Source organism: Pseudomonas sp. HB05, assembly GCF_016756915.1.
GTDB lineage: Bacteria > Pseudomonadota > Gammaproteobacteria > Pseudomonadales > Pseudomonadaceae > Aquipseudomonas > Aquipseudomonas alvandae.
Genome location: NZ_JAESPG010000004.1, coordinates 110,111 through 128,568 on the forward strand (window position 1 = coordinate 110,111; position 18,458 = coordinate 128,568).

At 64.3% G+C, this 18,458-nt stretch carries 20 protein-coding genes; all 20 read right to left on the reverse strand.

Going from position 1 to position 18,458, the window contains the following annotated elements; all coding sequences use genetic code 11:
• Positions 1-31 precede the first annotated feature (31 nt).
• The gene (locus JMN22_RS06160; RefSeq protein ID WP_030140967.1) at positions 32-1,258 is read right to left on the reverse strand and encodes a beta-ketoacyl-ACP synthase; all 1,227 of its coding nucleotides are present in this window, start codon (positions 1,256-1,258) and stop codon (positions 32-34) included.
• Positions 1,258-1,986 carry a 3-oxoacyl-ACP reductase FabG gene (fabG, locus tag JMN22_RS06165; protein ID WP_030140966.1) on the reverse strand — a complete coding sequence of 243 codons (729 nt, stop codon included), beginning with the start codon at positions 1,984-1,986 and terminating at the stop codon, positions 1,258-1,260. The genes JMN22_RS06160 and fabG overlap by 1 nt, the downstream gene beginning before the upstream one ends.
• Positions 1,983-2,450 (reverse strand): hotdog family protein, encoded by a 468-nt coding sequence (locus JMN22_RS06170; protein ID WP_030140965.1) that lies wholly within the window; start codon positions 2,448-2,450, stop codon positions 1,983-1,985. The genes fabG and JMN22_RS06170 overlap by 4 nt, the downstream gene beginning before the upstream one ends.
• Positions 2,447-3,643: a beta-ketoacyl-[acyl-carrier-protein] synthase family protein gene (locus JMN22_RS06175; protein ID WP_198797415.1), complete on the reverse strand. Its 1,197-nt coding sequence runs from the start codon at positions 3,641-3,643 to the stop codon at positions 2,447-2,449. The genes JMN22_RS06170 and JMN22_RS06175 overlap by 4 nt, the downstream gene beginning before the upstream one ends.
• Positions 3,640-4,122, reverse strand: coding sequence for a DUF3261 domain-containing protein (locus JMN22_RS06180; RefSeq protein WP_198797416.1), 483 nt, complete (start codon positions 4,120-4,122; stop codon positions 3,640-3,642). Before JMN22_RS06180 ends, JMN22_RS06175 begins: the two co-directional genes overlap by 4 nt.
• Positions 4,119-4,847, reverse strand: a complete 729-nt coding sequence (locus JMN22_RS06185) for a class I SAM-dependent methyltransferase (protein ID WP_198797417.1) — start codon at positions 4,845-4,847, stop codon at positions 4,119-4,121. The genes JMN22_RS06180 and JMN22_RS06185 overlap by 4 nt, the downstream gene beginning before the upstream one ends.
• Positions 4,844-6,103 carry a tryptophan 7-halogenase gene (locus tag JMN22_RS06190; protein ID WP_198797418.1) on the reverse strand — a complete coding sequence of 420 codons (1,260 nt, stop codon included), beginning with the start codon at positions 6,101-6,103 and terminating at the stop codon, positions 4,844-4,846. The genes JMN22_RS06185 and JMN22_RS06190 overlap by 4 nt, the downstream gene beginning before the upstream one ends.
• Positions 6,090-7,247 carry a sodium:proton antiporter gene (locus tag JMN22_RS06195; RefSeq protein ID WP_030140960.1) on the reverse strand — a complete coding sequence of 386 codons (1,158 nt, stop codon included), beginning with the start codon at positions 7,245-7,247 and terminating at the stop codon, positions 6,090-6,092. Before JMN22_RS06195 ends, JMN22_RS06190 begins: the two co-directional genes overlap by 14 nt.
• Positions 7,244-9,583, reverse strand: coding sequence for an MMPL family transporter (locus tag JMN22_RS06200; protein WP_198797419.1), 2,340 nt, complete (start codon positions 9,581-9,583; stop codon positions 7,244-7,246). The genes JMN22_RS06195 and JMN22_RS06200 overlap by 4 nt, the downstream gene beginning before the upstream one ends.
• Positions 9,567-10,160 (reverse strand): outer membrane lipoprotein carrier protein LolA, encoded by a 594-nt coding sequence (locus JMN22_RS06205; RefSeq protein WP_198797420.1) that lies wholly within the window; start codon positions 10,158-10,160, stop codon positions 9,567-9,569. The genes JMN22_RS06200 and JMN22_RS06205 overlap by 17 nt, the downstream gene beginning before the upstream one ends.
• Positions 10,157-10,582 (reverse strand): acyl-CoA thioesterase, encoded by a 426-nt coding sequence (locus JMN22_RS06210; protein ID WP_186706050.1) that lies wholly within the window; start codon positions 10,580-10,582, stop codon positions 10,157-10,159. Before JMN22_RS06210 ends, JMN22_RS06205 begins: the two co-directional genes overlap by 4 nt.
• Complete coding sequence (locus JMN22_RS06215; RefSeq protein WP_030140956.1) at positions 10,575-12,119, reverse strand: HAL/PAL/TAL family ammonia-lyase; 1,545 nt, start codon at positions 12,117-12,119, stop codon at positions 10,575-10,577. The genes JMN22_RS06210 and JMN22_RS06215 overlap by 8 nt, the downstream gene beginning before the upstream one ends.
• Positions 12,100-13,038, reverse strand: coding sequence for an LpxL/LpxP family acyltransferase (locus JMN22_RS06220; protein ID WP_198797421.1), 939 nt, complete (start codon positions 13,036-13,038; stop codon positions 12,100-12,102). The genes JMN22_RS06215 and JMN22_RS06220 overlap by 20 nt, the downstream gene beginning before the upstream one ends.
• Positions 13,035-13,769 carry a glycosyltransferase family 2 protein gene (locus tag JMN22_RS06225; protein ID WP_030140954.1) on the reverse strand — a complete coding sequence of 245 codons (735 nt, stop codon included), beginning with the start codon at positions 13,767-13,769 and terminating at the stop codon, positions 13,035-13,037. The genes JMN22_RS06220 and JMN22_RS06225 overlap by 4 nt, the downstream gene beginning before the upstream one ends.
• 191 nt (positions 13,770-13,960) lie before the next feature.
• Positions 13,961-15,640 carry an acyl-CoA synthetase family protein gene (locus JMN22_RS06230; protein WP_198797422.1) on the reverse strand — a complete coding sequence of 560 codons (1,680 nt, stop codon included), beginning with the start codon at positions 15,638-15,640 and terminating at the stop codon, positions 13,961-13,963.
• Complete coding sequence (locus JMN22_RS06235; RefSeq protein WP_030140952.1) at positions 15,637-16,182, reverse strand: membrane protein; 546 nt, start codon at positions 16,180-16,182, stop codon at positions 15,637-15,639. Before JMN22_RS06235 ends, JMN22_RS06230 begins: the two co-directional genes overlap by 4 nt.
• Positions 16,179-16,433, reverse strand: coding sequence for an acyl carrier protein (locus JMN22_RS06240; protein WP_030140951.1), 255 nt, complete (start codon positions 16,431-16,433; stop codon positions 16,179-16,181). The genes JMN22_RS06235 and JMN22_RS06240 overlap by 4 nt, the downstream gene beginning before the upstream one ends.
• Before the next feature lie 8 nt (positions 16,434-16,441).
• A complete protein-coding gene (locus JMN22_RS06245) occupies positions 16,442-16,699 on the reverse strand; it encodes a phosphopantetheine-binding protein (RefSeq protein ID WP_030140950.1) in 258 nt (85 codons plus the stop codon).
• Positions 16,680-17,489, reverse strand: coding sequence for a lysophospholipid acyltransferase family protein (locus JMN22_RS06250; RefSeq protein WP_030140949.1), 810 nt, complete (start codon positions 17,487-17,489; stop codon positions 16,680-16,682). Before JMN22_RS06250 ends, JMN22_RS06245 begins: the two co-directional genes overlap by 20 nt.
• On the reverse strand, positions 17,465-18,184 hold the full coding sequence (locus tag JMN22_RS06255; protein ID WP_030140948.1) for a beta-ketoacyl synthase chain length factor: 720 nt from the start codon (positions 18,182-18,184) through the stop codon (positions 17,465-17,467). The genes JMN22_RS06250 and JMN22_RS06255 overlap by 25 nt, the downstream gene beginning before the upstream one ends.
• Between the last annotated feature and the right edge of the window lie 274 nt (positions 18,185-18,458).

An 18,458-nucleotide genomic window follows, 5' to 3' on the forward strand; every position in this document is an offset into this window, starting at 1 on the left:
ATGGTCTCCTTGACCAGGGGATTTACGGGAATCAATGCCAGCGGCGGAAGATCAGCGAAGTGTTGACCCCACCGAAGGCAAAGTTGTTGTTCATCACGTATTCATTGCTCATCGCGCGGAACTCGTTGCGCAAATAGTCGAGTTTGCCGCACTCAGGGTCGACCTCATCGAGGTTGCAAGTATGCACATAGAGGTCGCGGTTCAGCATTTCGATGCTGAACCAGGACTCCAGCGCACCGCAGGCACCGAGGGTGTGGCCAAGGAAGCTTTTCTGCGAGCTGATGGGCATGTGCTCGCCGAACAGGCTGCTGGTGGCCAGGGTCTCGGCGACGTCGCCCTGTTCGGTGGCCGTACCGTGACCGTTGACGTAGCCGATGGCGGATGGCTCGAGGCCGGCATCCTCAAGGGCCAGTTCCATGGCCCGGCGCATGGTGCTCAATTCGGGGCGGGTGGCGTGCTGGCCGTCGGCGTTGCTGCCAAAACCAACGATCTCGGCATGGATGTGCGCGCCACGGGCCAGGGCGTGTTCCAGTTCTTCGAGCACCAGCATGCCGGCGCCTTCACCGATCACCAATCCATCGCGTCCCTTGTCGTAAGGGCGTGGACTGGTCTGCGGCGCATCGTTTTTCAGGCTGGTGGCGTAGAGCGCGTCGAAGACCATTGCTTCGGTCGGGCACAGTTCTTCGGCGCCGCCAGCGAGCATCAGCGGCAGGCGGCCGAACTTGATGGCCTCGTAGGCATAGCCGATGCCATGGCTGCCGCTGGTGCAGGCGCTGGACGTAGGGATCAGCCGTCCAGTCAGGCCGAAGAAGATGCTGATGTTGGCCGCCGTGGTGTGCGGCATCATCCGCACATAGGAATTGGCGTTCAGCCCTTCGGCCACGCTGTTGAGCAGCATGTTGCCGAAGGCCTTGATCTCGTCGGTGCTGCCGGTGGACGAGCCGCAGGATACGCCCATGCGTCCGTCCTTGATCGACGGATCGCCCAGCAGGCCGGCGTCGGCCAGGGCCTGTTCCGCCGAGGCCACGGCCAGGCGCGAGACCCGGCCCATACTGCGCAGTTGCTTGCGCGTCCAGTGGGCCGGGACCTGGAAATCGTCGATGGGGCCGGCCAGGCGTGTGTTCAGTTCGGTGAAGCGGTCCCACTCATCCATGCGCCGGATGCCGCTACGGTTGGCGGCGAAGTTGGCGGCGATGGTTTCCCAGTCACTGCCAATGGAGGTGATGCCGGCCATGCCGGTGACGACGACGCGCTTCATCAGCACAAGCCTCCGTTGACGGCCAGGACCTGCCGAGTGATGTAACCGGCTTCGGCGGACATCAGGAAATTCACCGCGCCGGCGACTTCTTCCGGAGTGCCCATGCGCTGGGCGGGGATCATCTTCATCAATTCTTCCACGGGTACGTTTTCATCGAGCATGGCGGTGTCGATCAAGCCCGGCGCGACGCAGTTCACGGTAATCTTGCGCTTGCCCAGTTCGATGGCCAATGCCTTGGCCGCGCCGATCAGGCCGGCTTTCGAGGCGCTGTAGTTGACTTGGCCACGGTTGCCGATCAGGCCGGACACTGACGTGATACAGACGATTCGTCCTGCGGCGCGGCGGCGGATCATCGGCATCATCACCGGGTGCAGCACGTTATAGAAACCGTCGAGGTTGGTGCGCAGCACACTGTCCCAGTCGTCTTCGCTCAGGGCCGGGAAGGCGCCGTCGCGGGTCAGGCCGGCGTTGAGCACCACGCCGTAATAGGCGCCGTGGGTTTCCACATCCGCCTCGAGAGCGGCTTTGCAGGCGGCGCGGTCGGAGACGTCGAATTGCAGGACACGGGCGTTGCGGCCCAAGGCCAGGACTTCTGCCTGGACCGCTTCGGCCTCGGCGCGCCCGCTGCGGCAATGCAAGACGATATCGTGCCCGGCCTGGGCCAGGCGCAAGGCGATGGCGCGGCCGATGCCACGGCTGGAGCCGGTAACCAGTACGGATTCAGTCATGGCTGGGTTCCTGTTGCAGAGGTTTCATTGAGGTACTGGGCGGCATGGGGTGGACGGAATACGTTCAGCCGCGCGGTGGCGTGGATGCCCGGCGCGTGGATGTGGCATTCGAACACACCCATGCCGTTGTCGTCTTCCAGGGAGCGAACGCCGTGGATGGCCAGTTCGGTGCCCACCGGGAAATGTTCGACGTTGCATTCGAACTTGCGGGTCCCGAGCAGGAAGCCCAGCTCCACGGCATCGCCGCGCTGGCGGGCGTGGCAACCGGCGAACGCCGCGACGCTCTGGGCCATCAGCTCGATGCCGACCCAGGCCGGCAGCGCGCCGTCGTCCAGGTTGAACAAACCGCCTGGCTTGACCGTGGCGACGGTATGGATCTGCTCGTCATCGAAGGTCACGATCCGGTCGATAAGGATCATGTCCCCTGCGTGGGGCAGCAGTTCGGCGAGCGGCCAGTCAATCATTGGGCGTCTCCGATAATCAGGCTGACGTTGTTGCCGCCGAAGGCAAACGAGTTGCTCATCAGGCGACGGGGGTGGGTCGGGTTCAGGCGGGCGCGGCTATCGATCCAGTTCAGTGCCGGCAGTTCGGGATCGGGCTGGCCGTCCCAGACATGGGGTGGCAAGGCATGGCTGGGATTGTCCGCGCTCAGGGCCAACCAGCAGAACGCAGCCTCCAGTGCGCCTGCCGCGCCGAGGGTGTGGCCGGTCATCGGCTTGGTGGACGAGCAGGGCACGCCCGCTGGAAACAGTCCGGCCACCGCATGGCTTTCCATGGCGTCGTTATGCTGCGTGGCTGTGCCGTGCAGGTTCAGGTAGTCGATCTGGCTGGCGTCCAGGCCGGCGCAGCGCAAGGCTTTTTCCATCGCCTGGCGGGCGCCGCGACCGCTGGGTTCCGGCGCGGAAATATGGTGCGCGTCGGAGCTGGCGCCGTCACCGAGCAGCGCGATCGAGTGACCGTCGCCTGGCGTCTTGCTCATGAGAAACAGCACCGCCGCCTCGCCGATGTTGATGCCGCTGCGGTTCACCGAAAACGGATTGCAGCGCTCGTTCGACACCGCTTCCAGCGCAGAGAAACCGTTAAGGGTCAGTTTGCACAGGCTGTCGACGCCACCGCACAGCACGGCGTCGCACAACCCCAGATCCAGCAGGCGACGGGCGCTCATCAAGGCCCGCGCGCTGGAGGTGCAAGCGGTCGAGATCACGTAGGAGGGGCCGCTCAGGCCAAGCCAGTCGGAGAGGAAATTGGCCGGCGCGCTGAGTTCCTGTTGCTGGTAATCGTAGCCTTCGGGGAACCGCTGCTCGCGCAGGTAATGGGCGATGCCCTGGCTGGCCTCGTCGATGCCCGAGGTGCTGGTGCCCAGGACGATGCCGATGCGCGCGCGGCCGTAAGCCTGGATGGCCCGGTCGATCTCGGGACGAATCTGCAATCCAGCTTCCAGCAACAGCTGATTGTTGCGGCTGCGTTGGGCCGCCAGGGTTTCCGGGATCTGGGCGAGCTCACCCGCTACCGAAGCCACCGGCAATGCCCGTTCGGCGACCCAGCCAGCCTCGCTGCGCACGCCCGAGCAGTCGCCGGCGAACAGGTTGCGCGCGACGTTCTGTTTGTCCCGGCCCAGGGCGCAGATCACCCCGAGGGCATTCAGATAAGCAGTCATTGGGCACTCTCGGTCAACGGCGTGATGCGGTAATACGGGCCTTCGGGCAGGCGCAGTTCAAACTCCAGCGGTTGCTGGTAACGCACCTGCCAGCGGCTCTCGAGCGCTCGTTCGACGCCGTGTTGCCGGGCGATGGGGTAGTTGCTGGCCAGCTCCGTTTCCGGGGTCAGGGCGAACAACAGCGCCGCGAACAGTTCCCGGGCCTCGGCATTGGGCGGCAGCAGGCCGTCGGCCCGCCACTGGCCATCGGCCAGGCGCTGGCGGGCGACGGGAATGCCCAGCGGGTCCATCATCGACCAGCGGATGCCGGTGTTTTCACGCTGGATCACCAACAGCCAATCCTGGCGCTGGCCGGCCAGTTGCCGCTCGATGTGCAATTGCAGCGGCAGCGCCAGGGTCGGCGTGCGTTCGGGCAGCGGCGCATGACTGGCGCAGGCGCTGAGCAACAGCAGGCAGCCGATCAACAGGCAGCGGATCATCCCGTGGCCCCCTCGAGCGGCTTGCGCGCCACCACGTTGACCAGGGTTTCCTCGCGCTCGCCAAACGGCTTGGGCCGACGCAGGCCCCAGCGTTCCAGCAGGCCGAAGTCCTTGGCGCGGCTCCACCACAGGTACGGGTAGGAGACGTTGCGGTCTTCGAATTGGAACCCTTGGTCGCGGATCATCGCCAGGTACTGCGCGGCGCTTTTCTGCACGTGCATCGGATGACGGAACAGCCAGCGGATTACCCAGGTGTCGATGTAGGCCTCGGTGGATTCGGCGAACATCAAATAACCGCCGGGCTTGAGCACGCGATAGAACTCGGCGAGGGCTTTTTCCTGTTCCACCAAATGATGAAAGGTCTGGTGGCAGAACAGCAAGTCAACGCTCGCATCGGGCACCGCCAAGGTCGCGCAGTCACTGCCGATCAGCTCGACCGCCATGCCTTGGCGAGCCGCTTCCTCGGCGCTCAGGTCCAGGCTCTGGGGATCGGCGTCCACGCCAATCAGGCGTTGCGGCGCGAATGCCTGGCGCAGGTACTGGAATGACTTGCCCTGGCCGCAACCGGCGTCCAGCAACACTGGATTGGATGGCGGCGCAGCGCTGAACAGGCCGCGCAGGTCGTTGATCGCCACGCGCAGCACATGGTGTTGCCAGGTGTGGCTGCGCAGGAACCAGAAACCGAAGCGGGTTTCCTCGACGTAGCTGTCGCTCAGGTAGCTCATGTTTGCTGACTCGGCGCCGGACTCGCGCAGATTTCCGAGAGCATGCGCAGGCGCCGCTTGGGTTCGCTGACGAATGGGTTGCGTTGATCCCAGGCGTAGCCGGCGAGGATCGAACTGATCATGCGGCGGATGTCGTCGGAGCCTTCGGTGTAGAAGATCACGTCCTGGAAGGTGCCGGCGTACCAGCCTTCGACGTAACAGCGGAAGGTGTCGACGCCGCGTTTCAATGGCTCGGCGAATTCGCTCTGCCAATCCACCGGCTCGCCTTGCAACTGCCGATGCAGCACGTCGGCGGCCATGCTCGCCGAACGCATGGCGATGGTCACGCCGGATGAGAACACCGGGTCGAGGAATTCCGCGGCGTTGCCCAGCAGGGCGAAGCCGGGGCCGTGCAAGGACTTGACGTTGGCCGAGTAGCCACCGATGGTCCGCGCCGGGGTGTCCCACACGGCATTGTCCAGCACACCGGCCAGGCTCGGGGTTTCGTCGATGAAGCCGCGCAGGCAGGCGTCGAGGTCATCGGTGCGGCCCTCGAAGTGTTCCGCGGCCGCGACCACGCCCACCGAGCAACGCCCGCCGCTGAAGGGGATGGTCCAGAACCATACGTCGCGCTTCGTCGGATGGGTGGTGATGAGGATCTTCTCGCGATCGAAGGTCGGGCTGTCGATGCGATCCTCGATGTGGGTGAACACCGCTTGGCGCACCGGGAAATTCGACGGCGCCTCAAGGTCCAGCAGGCGCGGCAAGACCCGGCCGTAGCCGCTGGCGTCGAGGACGAAATCCGCCTCGACCCGGTACTCGCTGCCGTCTTCGCGTTGCACGCCCAATTGCGGCTTGGCGAGGGAGAAATCAACCTTGGCGATGGCCTGGCCGTAGCGGATCTCCACGCCTTGCAGGGCCGCCTGGTCGGCGAGCAATTTGTCGAAGTCGGCGCGCTGGACCTGGAACGTGGTGGGCTTGCCTTCGCTGAAGGTGTCACCGAAATCGAAGGCGCTGTAGCGCTCGCCCCAGGCGAACGCGGCGCCGTTCTTGCGCTGGAACCCGGCGGCGTTGACCGCGTCGAGCATGCCGGCTTCTTCGACGAAGTCCAGGCAATGGGACAACAGGCTTTCGCCGATGGAGAACCGCGGGAAATACTGGCGCTCGATGACCAGCACATCGTGGCCCTTGCGCTTGAGCAGCGCGGCGGCGATGGCGCCGGACGGCCCCGCTCCGATGACGACAACCTGTCGACGTTCCATTTCAACTGTTGACACGGGGGCTCCTGGCCGAGACGGCAATCGAGGGTATACGGTGAAAACCGGCCACGGCCGGCAATAATGTGGCGATCAACCCCATCAGCATCAGGGCGAAATACAGTGCCGGGCTGATGAGGTTTTGTTGCAGCAGCAGGTTGAGGAAGACGATTTCACTCAAACCGCGAATATTCAGCAAGACACTTTCTCGCCAGCGACTGGCGCCGGCGAACGAGGCGCCGGCCCAACCCAGCCCCAGCCAGTTGCCCAACAGTTTGCTGGCAATCGGCAACAGCAGCAACGCCACGAGCTGGACCCAGCCGAGGCTGTCCATGGCGCTGTGCACGTTGATCTGCACGATACCGAACGTCAGGATCAAGGGGATGGCCAGGTAGGTTTGCAACCTTTGCATCCATTCGGCGCCGAGGGGCAATACCAGCGGCACCTTGAGCGCGGCCATACACAGCAGGTAGCCGATGCCGGCGATGAGCGCATTGAGCCGGTAATGCTCGGCCACCACCAGCAGGGCAAAGAACAGGCCGCTGTGCAGCAACGGTTGGCGCAGGCCCACCAGTCGCAGCAGCAATGGCACGCAAGCGCCGGCCAGCGGCAGCAACAGGCTGCCCAGGTGCAGGCTGCCCTGGGCCAGGGCGAACAGGCTCCAGCAGATCAGGTCGATCAGGATCGCAGTCTGTACCAATCGGCGAGTGGCGTCGGGTGGGTAGGCGATGTGGCGCAAATACAGGTACAGCACCGGTATCGCCGTGATCGAAAACAACAGCCCCACCGCCAGCGAGCTGATCCATGGCTGGGGTGGCAGCAGCCAGGTCGCGGTGGCCAAGCCGCAGGCGAACGGTACGCCAAAGCTTGGCAAGGCGATCTTGAGGCTTTGGCGGTCCAGGCGCAGGTCGATCACATCGCTGAGGATGTGCCCCAACAATAAGGCGAAGGCGAGGCTGTAGAGATTCTTCAACCATACGGGCGAGACCAGTTGCGCGCCGTTGAGGTGCCAGCCCGGTTCGATCCAGAAATACATCAGCAAGGGCAGGCCGAACGTTGCCAGCAGCAACTGGCTGACAATCGGGATCAGCCCGAAGCGGCGCCCGGCCACCGTCGCCAAGGCAAACAGCGCCAGGGCCATGAGCCAGAACAGCAGCGTCATCATTGCACCGGCTCCGCAGCGCGGTTCGCATGGGCCTGTTGCCCGGCCCATGGCGCGAGCAGGAAGCTGAACGCCAAACCGAGGCTGACCGCCAGGCCGAAATTACTTACCGCCGGCGTGCTCGACAGCGCCAGCAGGCCGAACGACAGCCAGGTGGTGATCGCCGCCAGCAGCGTGCCCAGCAGACTCACAGCGGCTCCGCCAATCTGTTCACGCATCAGGATGGCGTAATCGACACCGATGGCCGTCACCAGCAACAGGCCGAACAGGCTGAACAGCGTCAGCGGCTGGCCCAGCCAGCCCAGGCTCGCCAGGCTGCACAGCGCGGCCAGCAGCGGCAGGGCGACGATGCGCAAGGCGCCGCCGACGCCGAATGGCCAGATCAGCACCAGGACGATCAACACGCAGGAGGCCAGCTTCAGTTCGGCGGCGCTGACCTGCGTGGCGGCAAACACCCGGTTCAGGTCACCCAGGCGATCCACCAATTGGACCCCGGGCAGGTCCACCGCCTGCACCCGCAGCAATGCGGCATCGTTCAAGCCCTGCAGGCTGACCACCGCCGCCACGCCTTGCGCCGTCGGGCCTAGCCAGAGCGTGCGATAGGGTTCTGCCAGCGGGCCGGTCAGCGCAGCGTCGATGTCGGTCACTGGCAGGGCCTGCAATTGCTTAAGCTCCGCTTGCAATGCGGCAACCGGCACGCCGACGTCCAGCAGCGGTTGCCAGAACGCCGGCAGCCGGCCCAGGGCCTCGCGGACCTTTAATTGTTCGGCGGGCGGGCTGACCAATTGATTGAGGGACAGGTAGCCCTGGAGTTTTTCCAGGCCGATCAGTTGGTCGAGCCGCTCATTGAGGGCGGTCTGGCGCTCCAAGAGTTGCGCTTGGTCATCGGCGCGAATCAGGAAGAACTGGCTGGTGGGCTGGAATCCGGTGATGCGGGCGACATCGCGGGCTTCGTCGGTCAGGTGCTGGGGCGTGCCGATCCACTGGCGGATGTCGTTTTTCGTGGTCAGTTGCCAGAGACCGCCCGCGCAGAAGATCAACAACAGCGTCAGCAGGACGGGTGTGCGCACGCGGGCCAGTAGCGCTTCGCGGCACTTGAGCAGATTTTCGCAGAACTGCAGCGGCCACTGGGCGGGGCGCAGGTCTGTCTTACCCAGCAGCGCCGGCAACAGGCAGACCGCCGTCAGGTAGGCGCCCACCAGCCCGGCGGCGGAGAAAATCGCGATCTGGGTCAGGGCCGGGAACGGCGTCCAGGCCAACGCCAGGTAACCGATGCAAGTGGTCGCGAGGCTCAGGCTCAGCCCCGGCAAGGTCACGCGCAGGGCCGGCCAGCTACGCCACGGCTTGAGGCTCCAGCTCTTGGACAGGTAGTGCAGCGGGTAATCCACTGCTACGCCGATCAGGCTCGAACCCAGCACCAGGGTCATGACATGCATGCGTCCGAACAGCGCCACGCAGGCCACCGCGCCGAACAACATGCCCACCAGCACCGGCACGAACGCCAGCCACACGGCAAAGCGTCGGAAGGCCAGCAACAGCAGCAACAGGATACCGACTGTTGCGCCGCCGCCGACCCAGGTGATTTCCCGCGACGCCTGTTGCTGTCCGCTGGCAGCGTAGAGCAAGCCGCTGGCCGCCAAGAGTTGGCCCTGGGCCTGGCTCGCGTGTTCGCGGCTGCGTTGTACCCGTTCGGCCACTTGCAACGGCAGGTTCATGTCGAACGCATTGCCCTGGGTACGCGCCCGCAGCATGACCCAGTGCTTGCCGTCGGCTTCGGCGACCAGCGCACTGCTACCGACGTCCAGTTGTATGGCGCCGCGTTGGGGCTGGCTGTTCTGGATACGCCCGGTCAGGCCGAGCCAGTCGTCCTGGCTTGGCACCAGGCTGAAGCCGCTGAACGGGTCGAACAGGGCCTGTACCCGTTGCTGGATAAAGGCCTGTGGTTGTTCGATCAACTGTTGCCGGTCCGTTGCCGACAGCATGGCCAGTCGGCCATCGAGCAATTGCTTGCGCAGCGCCGGCAGGTCGGCCTGGAGCGTCCATTGGACCTTGTCGAACAGGCCGCTGGCCTGCCATTGCTCGCCGAGGGTTTGCGCCAGGGCGATGGCTTGCTGGCGATCGGCGTGGCCGACCAGGACCAGCACTTCGCGGTTCAGCGGTTCTTGCATGCGTTGTTCAGCGATGAGTTCCAGCGCATCCGGCGATGTGCCCGGCACCAGTTCCATCAGGTTCGCCGACAGCGGTGCACCGTTGCGCCATTGCCATCCGGCAAGCGCCAGCACCGCCAGCAGCAGGATCAGGAACAGCCGCGGCAGCCTCTGTTCACTCGGCAAAGTCATGTTGCTCCGCTTCGCTCAAGGGTTGCGTGCTGGTGGTGTCCTGCATGCGCAGCACGGTGCTGTCGCCCTGGGTTTCCAGCAGTTCGATGCGCTGGACCAGCTCGCCACCGTCAATGTTGATCTGGTTGAAGACCTGCTTGAGCAGCACCGAACGCGGGGTCAGGGTGAGTTTCCACTGTTGCGCCTCGCCCGACAGGCTCAGTTCGAAGTCGCGCTGCAGGCCGCTGCTGTCACCCTGCAGTACCGCCAGGAACAACCGGTTCTGCTCGGCGCCGGCACTCTTGTTCGGCAGCATCTGCCAGGCATTGCCGTCCCGTCGCGCGATGCCTTGGGCGGTGATGCGGTAATCCTGTTGCAACGGCGTCTGCAGCAACCACAGCAGGCCGTGGTTTTTCGCCAACACGAAGCGGCCCTTGCTGGTGAGGGGCTGGGGCAAGGCGCGCAGGTGTTTTTCCTGGATGAACTGGCCGTGGATCACGTCCGGGCGGGCCAGTTGGTCGCTCAACTGCTGTAGATCGAACGCCTGGGCCAGCGGCGACAGGCTGCATAGCAGCAGCCAGGTGAACAGGCGCTTCATGACAGTTTCCTCTCGACCGCTTCGACAAACACCCGTGGCGAAGCCAGCAGCATCTCGCGAGTGGCCATGTCCACCGCCACTTGCACGGAGCTTGCACGGGTGAAGCGTTCGCCGGTTGCGGCGTCACTGATCAGGTAATTGATCTTCAGCCGGTTTTCCCACTCCACCAGACTGGCACGCACGGTCAGGGCCTGGCCGAACACGGCACCGCGTACGTAGCGCAACTGCAAGTCGATCACCGGCCACGCATGCCCCGATTCGAGCATGTCGTTGTAGTTATGGCCGATCAGGTCAAGCAAGGCGCAGCGCGCCACTTCGAGGTATTTGACGTAGTGGCCATGCCAGACCACGTTCATCGAATCGACATCGAAAAACGGCACCACGATCTGGGTGTCGACGTGCAGAACGCCTTGGCTACGCATGCAGCCTCCAGTGTTGTTCGGCGATGCGTTGCAGGCACAGGCGCAGTTCGCCTTCCAGGGCGCGGTCTTCGATGACCGGCGGGAAGTCCTCGGCCAGTTGTTGGTGCATGGCGGCGAGGGCCGGCGGCAGCGGTCGCGCGTCTTCGGCGCGGCTGCGCAGCCACACGCCCTGGTTGGCGGCCAGCAAGGTGGCGGCGGCGACTTGCTCGGTCAGTTCCAGCACACGGATGGCGTCCCGGGCGGCGATGGTGCCCATGCTCACCTTGTCCTGGTTATGGCACTCGGTGGAGCGCGAGAACACGCTGGCCGGCATGGTGTTTTTCAGGGCTTCGGCGGTCCAGGCGCTGGTGCCGATCTGCACGGCCTTGAAACCATGATTGAGCATCGCCCGCTCGGCACTGGCGCCGGACAAGTTGCTCGGCAGGCCGTGGTTGTAACGCTCGTCCACCAGCAGGGCGAGCTGACGGTCCAGCAGGTCGGCGACGTTGGCCACCAGGTTTTTCAGGCTGTCCATGGCGAAGGCGATATGCCCGCCGTAGAAGTGTCCGCCATGAAGCACGCGCTCGGCTTCGGCGTCGATGATCGGGTTGTCGTTGGCGCTGTTGAGTTCGGTTTCGATGAACCCGCGCAGCCAGCCCAGGCTGTCAGCCAAGACCCCGAGCACATGGGGCGCGCAGCGCAGCGAATAGCGATCCTGCAGGCGGTGCAACGGCGCGGTCGGCGCGTCGATCGCCAGGTCCTTGCGCAGCCACGCGGCGACTTGCATTTGCCCCGGGTGTGGCTTGGCGGCGAACAGGCGCTCGTCGAAGTGTTCCGGATTGCCTTGCAGGGCGACGACGTTCAGCGCGGTGATGCGGGTCGCCAGTTGCAGCAGGTAGTCGGCGCGGGCGAAGGCCAGGCAGGCGAGGCCGGTCATCACGGCGGTGCCGTTCATCAACGCCAAGGCTTCCTTGGGCCGCAGCACCAGCGGTGTCCAGCCCAGTTCGCGATGCACATCGGCGGCCAGGCGGCGTTCGCCACGGAACATGACTTCCCGTTCACCGGACAACGTGGCGGCGACGTAGGACAGCGGCGTCAAATCGCCGCTGGCGCCCACCGAGCCTTCTTCCGGAATCAGCGGCAGGATGTCGTGTTCGAGAAAGGCCTGGAGCCGCTCCAGCAGCTCCACTCGCACCCCCGATACGCCGTGGCACAGCGACTGCAAACGCGCCGCCAGCACGGCCCGGGTCGCCTGGGCGTCGAGCAGTTTGCCGAGGCCGCAGCCGTGGAAGGTGTACAGGTGACGAGGCAGGGCTTCGACGTGGTGCAACGGCACGGCCACCACGCAGGAATCACCGTAGCCGGTGGTCACGCCGTAGATGACGCCTTCCTTGTCCAGCAGGGAATCGAGGAATTGCGCACCCTTGGCGATGCGCTGGCGGAACGCCGGGTCATCCTGCAACTGCGTCGGTGCCTGACGGTTGGCCAGGGCCAATACATCTTCAATGCGCAGGGGGCGTTCGCCGAAGGTTACCGGCTCAAGAGTGGGCATCGTCATCGGTCTTCCAGAAAGGGTAAAAGTTGAACCACTGTTGCGGGCCTTGGAGGCAGTACTGCGCCAGGCGCTCGGCATAGCGAGCGGCCCAGTGGGCGATCACTTGTTCGCGGTCGTTGCGCTTCCATGCCACCGCATCGGCGAAGGGTTCGAGGGTGACGCGATAACGTCCCTCGTGCTTGAGACACATCAGCAGGTTGACCGGGCATTTCAGCAGCCCGGCCAGCAGCCAGGGGCCTTGCGGGAAGGCGGCCGGGTAGCCCATGAAGTCCACGGTCACGCTGCGCCCGCCATGCAGCGGGACGCGGTCGCCCGCGATCGCCAGCCACTCGCCGCGCTCCAGGCGTTCGCTCAGTTGCAGCATGATCACCGGGTCCAGCTCGCTGACCTGGATCAGCCGCAAGTGCGTAGCGCCGGCCTCGCCCAACAGACGGTTGAACTGCTCGGCGTGCTTGGTGTGCACCAGCACGTTCATGGTGACCTTTTCGCCCAGCTCGGCCAGGGCCCGGCACATTTCCAGGTTGCCCAGGTGCGCGCCCACCAGCATCTGCCCGCGTGCGTCGCGCAGGTGATTGCGCAGCAAGGCCGTGTCGACGATTTCGATCTGCTCGATGCTCAGCTTGCCATTCCAGACGTCAAGCTTGTCCAGCAGGGAATCGGCAAAAGCCATGAACTGGCCGAAGACGCGCCGGTGGGACGGACGCAGTTCGGGGCGGCCGCTCCAGTCGGCGAGGCGCTGCTGGTATTGCCAGGCTGCGTGCCGGGCGCTGCGACCGAACACGAAGAAGTACAAGACGATGCCGTACAAGACCGGGGTCAGCAGCCGACGGCCCAACACCTTGGCGGCAACCGCCGTGAGTTTCATCAGCCAGAAACTGCCGCGTTCCTGGCGGTCCGCCCAGTGCTGTTTGTCTGTGCTCATCGGCGCCACCGTTGCCAGAGAATCATTGGCAAGCGCACCAGCATGCCGAAGAACAACCGGGTGTGCATGCGGGAGATCAGCACGTTGTCGTGGAACAGGCGAAAGTGCGAAACGCCGTCCAACGGGTAATGCACACGAGTCTGCAGCCAGCGCATCGGCTGGTTGCGCCAGGCCAGGCGCACGAGGATGTCGGAATCGAAATCCATGCGCTTGCCGATGTTTGCCGAGTCGATCAGTGCCAGCGTCGGCGCCAGGGGATAGACGCGGAAACCGCACATTGAGTCGCGGATTTGCAGGGACAGGCTGTTGATCCAGACCATGACGTGGGTCAGGTAGCGCGCGTACAGGCGACCTTTCGGTACGCTGGCGTCGTACAGCGGGTAGCCGCAGATCAGCGCGTCCGGGTGGGCTCGGGATTGTTCGATGAAGGTGCGCACATCGCCAAGGTCGTGCTGCCCGTCGGCGTCGACCTGCAAGGCATGGCTGAAACCCAGGCGCGAAGCTTCCCGCAGCCCGGTCATCACCGCGCCGCCCTTGCCCTGGTTGACTGCCAGCCGGACCAGGTGAACCCGTTCGTTTTCAGCCAATTGTTCGAGCACCGCCGCGCAGGCCGGGCTGCTGGCGTCGTCCACCAGCACGCAGGGCAAGCCGTTGCCGAGCAGCGTCTGGACCACCGTCGCGATGGCGGTTTCGTGGTTGTAGACCGGGATGACGGCGCAGGGGTTATGCATATTCTGCTCCCTCCACGGTTTCACTGTGCACAACCTTCCTGTGGCGAGGGGATTTATCCCCGCTGGGTTGCGCAGCGACCCCAAATTCTGTGCTGCGCCACAGATTGATGGCGAGCGCTTCGCACTGGAGCGGGGCGGTGCGACGTTTCGCTAAATCCCCTCGCCACAGGGGAGTGGCGGCTACACGTGCATTATTCATCGGCCATCCCCAACACAATCCGCCCACTCGAACAGGCCGCCGTGTCATTGCGGTAAGCGAAATACAACTTGCCGCGCTCACGGTCGAAGCGCAGGTGCAGCTGGATTTCATCGCCGGGGCGCACCAGTTGCTGGAACTTGAGCACTTCCATGCCAACGAAGCGTGGCGGCAGGTCCAGCAATTGGCGGCCCAGGTTCATGGCCCAGTCCACTTGCACCACGCCGGGCAAGACCGGCGCCGTGGGAAAGTGACCGCTGAAATAGGCAAGGTCGGGCGGCACCGTCAGGCGCAGGTTCCATTCGCCGTCGGTTTCAATCTGTTCAAGCACCTCGGGGGTTTTCGGACGCGGCGCCATCAGCACGGCTTCGACTTCGGCCTGGGGCAACTTGCCTTGTGCGTTCAACGGCAGTTGCCGCAGCCAGCGCCAGCGTCGGGGCAGGGCCAAGGTTTCACAATGCCCGCTCAGGTGTTGGCGCAGGGCTTGGGTCACGGCCCGCCGACCCAGATTGCGCAGGGCGAGCAGGCCGGTTTCGCTGAGCACCAGCAGGGCACCGAGGGAGGCACGATTTTCCTGCACGACGCCTAGCCGGGCTTCGCTGACCCATTCGTGGGCCGTCAGCGCCTGTTCCAGCATCGGCAGTGAGATGCGTTTCTCTTCGAGCTTGACGATGCGATCCAAGCGACCGAGCAATTCAAAACGCCCGTCTGCGGCGATCCGCACCGCGTCGGCGGTATGTTCCACATGACCGGCCGGCAGATAAGGCGAGGCAATCAGCAAGGCGCCGTCGCTGTCCTGGCTCAGCTCGACGTCGGCGAAGGGGTGCCACAAGTCGCCGCCCTGGCGCCAGGCGATGCCACCGGTTTCCGAGCTGCCGAAAATTTCCGTCGGCCATTGTCCCAGGCGCTGTTCGAGGCTCTGCGCCGCCTCGGCAGGCAAGGCACCGCCGGAGGAAAAGACCCGGCGCACACTGCTCAGGGCCGGCCAGTCGAGATTGTCACCCATGCGCTTGAGCAACGCGGGGCTGGCGACCCAGGCGAACGCCGGGTGCTCGCGACTGGCGCGCTGCATGTCTTCCGGGAAGGGCAACTGACGACGAACAAAAGGGCGTCCGGCGCACAGCGGCCAGAGGACCCGGAACAACAACCCGTAGATGTGTTGGGCGGCGACGCTGCCGATCATGCAGGCCGGATCAAGGTCCGCACCCCATAGCCGTTCCAGTGCCTGGACTTCGTTGCTCAACTGACGCAGGGTTTTCTCGATGCGCTTGGGCTCGCCGCTGGAGCCGGAAGTGCACAGGCTCAGCCAGCAGTGATCAAGGTCCAGCTCGGCCGCTTCCAGCGGAGCCTGCCGGAGGTCACCTGCTTGGGTGTCGCCGGGCAGGTCGGTCAGCCACAGGTCGACGTCAGCCGACCAGCGCTGGCGCGTCTGCGCCTGCAGGTCGGCGGGCAGCAGCACGCGCACCCCGGCGCGCCAGGCAGCGAGCAGCGCGGTCGCCAGGTCGGCGGCATCTTCGAGGTGCACCGCAATATGCCGCACGCCTCGGGCCCGCAGGCCGGCGGCCAGGCACAGCGCGTCATCGCGCAGTTGTGCGTGATTCAACGCCGGTTCCACGGCTACAGCGCGGTCCGGCAGGGCCTCGAGCAACATCTGCTCAAGTGTCATCCAATTCATGGGCGGCCTCTTACCCGTTGTCGTATGAGCCATTCAATGGCAAACATCAGCCCCATCAATCCGTAGGAAATCAGGCCGGTGTACAACATCCACCAGCTCAGCGGCGCCCAGAGGGTCAGGGCGGCAGCGAGCAAACCGTTACACAGGAAAAACACACACCAGGCCACCGTGACCTGGCGGGTATACACCACTGCCTTGGCCGGCAACTGCGGTTCGCGCAGGCGGGCCAGGCGTTCGACCATCGGTGGGCCATATTTCAGGCTCAGGATGAACAGACCCAGCATGAACACGCTGATCAACACCGGATACCAGCGCAGCAGGAGCGGGCTATCGAACACTGCAAGCAATATGCAAAAAATGATCGCCGTGACCGCCATCCAGCGACTGCCGGTCCCGCCCTTGCCGAGCAGTGCCCGGGCCAGCCACAGGCCGCCCAATAGCAGCCCGAATTGCCATGGCGCGAAGTGCTCCATGCCGAAATACACTGCAAAGGGGTACAACAGGCCCGCGAGCAGCAGGCCAAGGCCAATCAGCCGGCTCATGCGGCCGGTTGGACCAGTCGATAGACCGCCTCGACCACGTCGTTGACCGTGCGCACCGACTTGAATTCTTCGGCGGCGATTTTCTTGCCGGTCTGGCGCTTGATGTGGTCGATCAGGTCCACCGCATCAATGCTGTCGATTTCCAGGTCCTGGTACAGGTTCGATTCCAGCGTTACACGCTCAGGGTCCAGTTCGAAGAGCTCGACCAGGGCATCGCGCAGGGTGTTGAAAATATCGTCACGAGTTTGCATGGTCGGTCTCAGGCGCTTTTTGCAGTGACGAAGGCCGCAAGGCTTGCCACGTTGCTGAAATGGTTACGGGTGTCCTTGGCATCGGCGTCGATCTTGATGCCATATTTTTTCTGGATCGCCAGGCCGAGCTCCAGGGCATCCACTGAGTCCAGGCCCAGACCTTCGCCGAACAGGGTCTGATCGTCGCCGATGTCGTCGATACCGATGTCCTCCAGGCCGAGGGCGTCGATGATCAGCTGTTTGATGTCACGGTGCAGATCGCTCATCTTCGGCGAGCTCCTTGATGAAATAGTGATGCAGAAAATCGTTGAGCCGGCGTGACGCCTGCGGTGCAGGGCCCAGCGCGGCGAAAGCCTGTGGGTCTATATCGGCCCCAACGTGAAAACTGAAGTGCACGCGGCGATGAGGGATGCGATACCAGGGTTCGGCCTTGGTCAGTGTGGTGGGGCTGACCTTGATCGTGACCGGCGTCAGCACCTTCGCCCCTCGCAGGGCAATGGCCGCGGCGCCGCGATGAAAGGCCGGCGCATGGCCTGGCTGGGTGCGCGTGCCCTCGGGGAAGACAATCAGGCATTGGCCGTCCCGCAGGGCGTCGCTGGCGGCGTCGAGCATGTCCATGCTGCCGTCGTTGCTGATGTATTGGGTCGAGCGCAGCGGGCCATGGGTGAAAGGGTTGTCCCACAGGCTTTGCTTGACCACGCAGTTGGCGTCGCGAACCAGCCCGATCAGGAAGACCACGTCGATCAACGAGGGATGATTGGCGATGATCATTTGCCCCGGGCGGCCGAGTTTCTCCGCGCCGTCGATCTGATAGGTGAGCACACCGGTACGGGCCATGAACCGGATAAAGAACCAGAACAGGCGTCCAACCGTGCGGCGAGCCCGCTGGCGACGAGTCTGTGGATCGGCGGGCAACGCATTGAGCAGGGGAAACACCAGCAACCGCAGGCACAGCCCGCCCAACCCGAAGAGGGCGAAGCTTGCAGCGGTCGCGAACAGGCGCCAGTAGTAGGCGTCGCGATGTTTACCGGTCACCGGTTGCGTTGCCAGGTCCATAGACGATTCTTCCAGGCATGTTGGCAGGTGGTGTCGTTGCTCAGCAGCGTACGCAATAGATCCAGGGCGTGGGGCCAGTCGCTGCCGGCCATTGGTGCTGGTGCGCTGGACAGGTCCAGTTGCCAGTCGTCACCGCAAGTCAGCAACAGTCCCACCGCATAGGGAAACGGTACGTCGTCGACCCAGGGGGCATAGACCTGGGGTGGTTGTTCTTCGGTGATGACCAGCAGCACCGCTGGCGCACCTTCATTCAATAGCGCGACGGCTTCCAGCATGCCGTGCTCCAGGCCGTCACCCGTGGCTGCCAGGGCGGTCATCTCGCTGGTTTCGCCGCGCATGATCGACCACAGGCCAATGACTGCGTTGTGCACCGACAAACTGAATTGGGTCGGGGACAAGGGCTGGTCGGCGGCCAGGTCCTTGAGAATCTCAAAAGTGCGCGGGGTTTCGCCGTGACGAGAAATAAAGACCAACGGTAGGTCCGGTCGCCCCTCGGCCAGTGGCCAGGCGACACTGAAGGCCATGCGCGCCAGGCGGCTCAGGCGGCGGCGCTGCATGGCGGGCAGGAACGACACGTCAGGGGCCGCGTCGCTGGCGGCCAGCGCGACCGGTTGTCGGCTCCATGCCTGCCAATCGTCCACGCTTTCGAGCCCAGGGGCCCATGCGCGCCATTGGGCGATATTGAAATTGATCACAAACTCATCCCACCCCTGCGGGCTTTTATTGTCACGGTTCAGTGGTTTGACCCGCGTCCAACCCTGCATGGCCTTGCGACCCAAGTGGCGCGCATTATCCCGGTGCGGTTGGCTTGTAGCAAATACTGGTTACATTTTGTCCGGGGTAATCCGTCGGTTGGTCAGGTTCGGCTCCGGCACGCACATTGTTGCGATTGTGTCTGTCAGTTCCTTCCGGCAATCGCTGGGGTAATTGACGCTTGGTTGTCTGAAAAAGCCACCAATGCGGTAATCC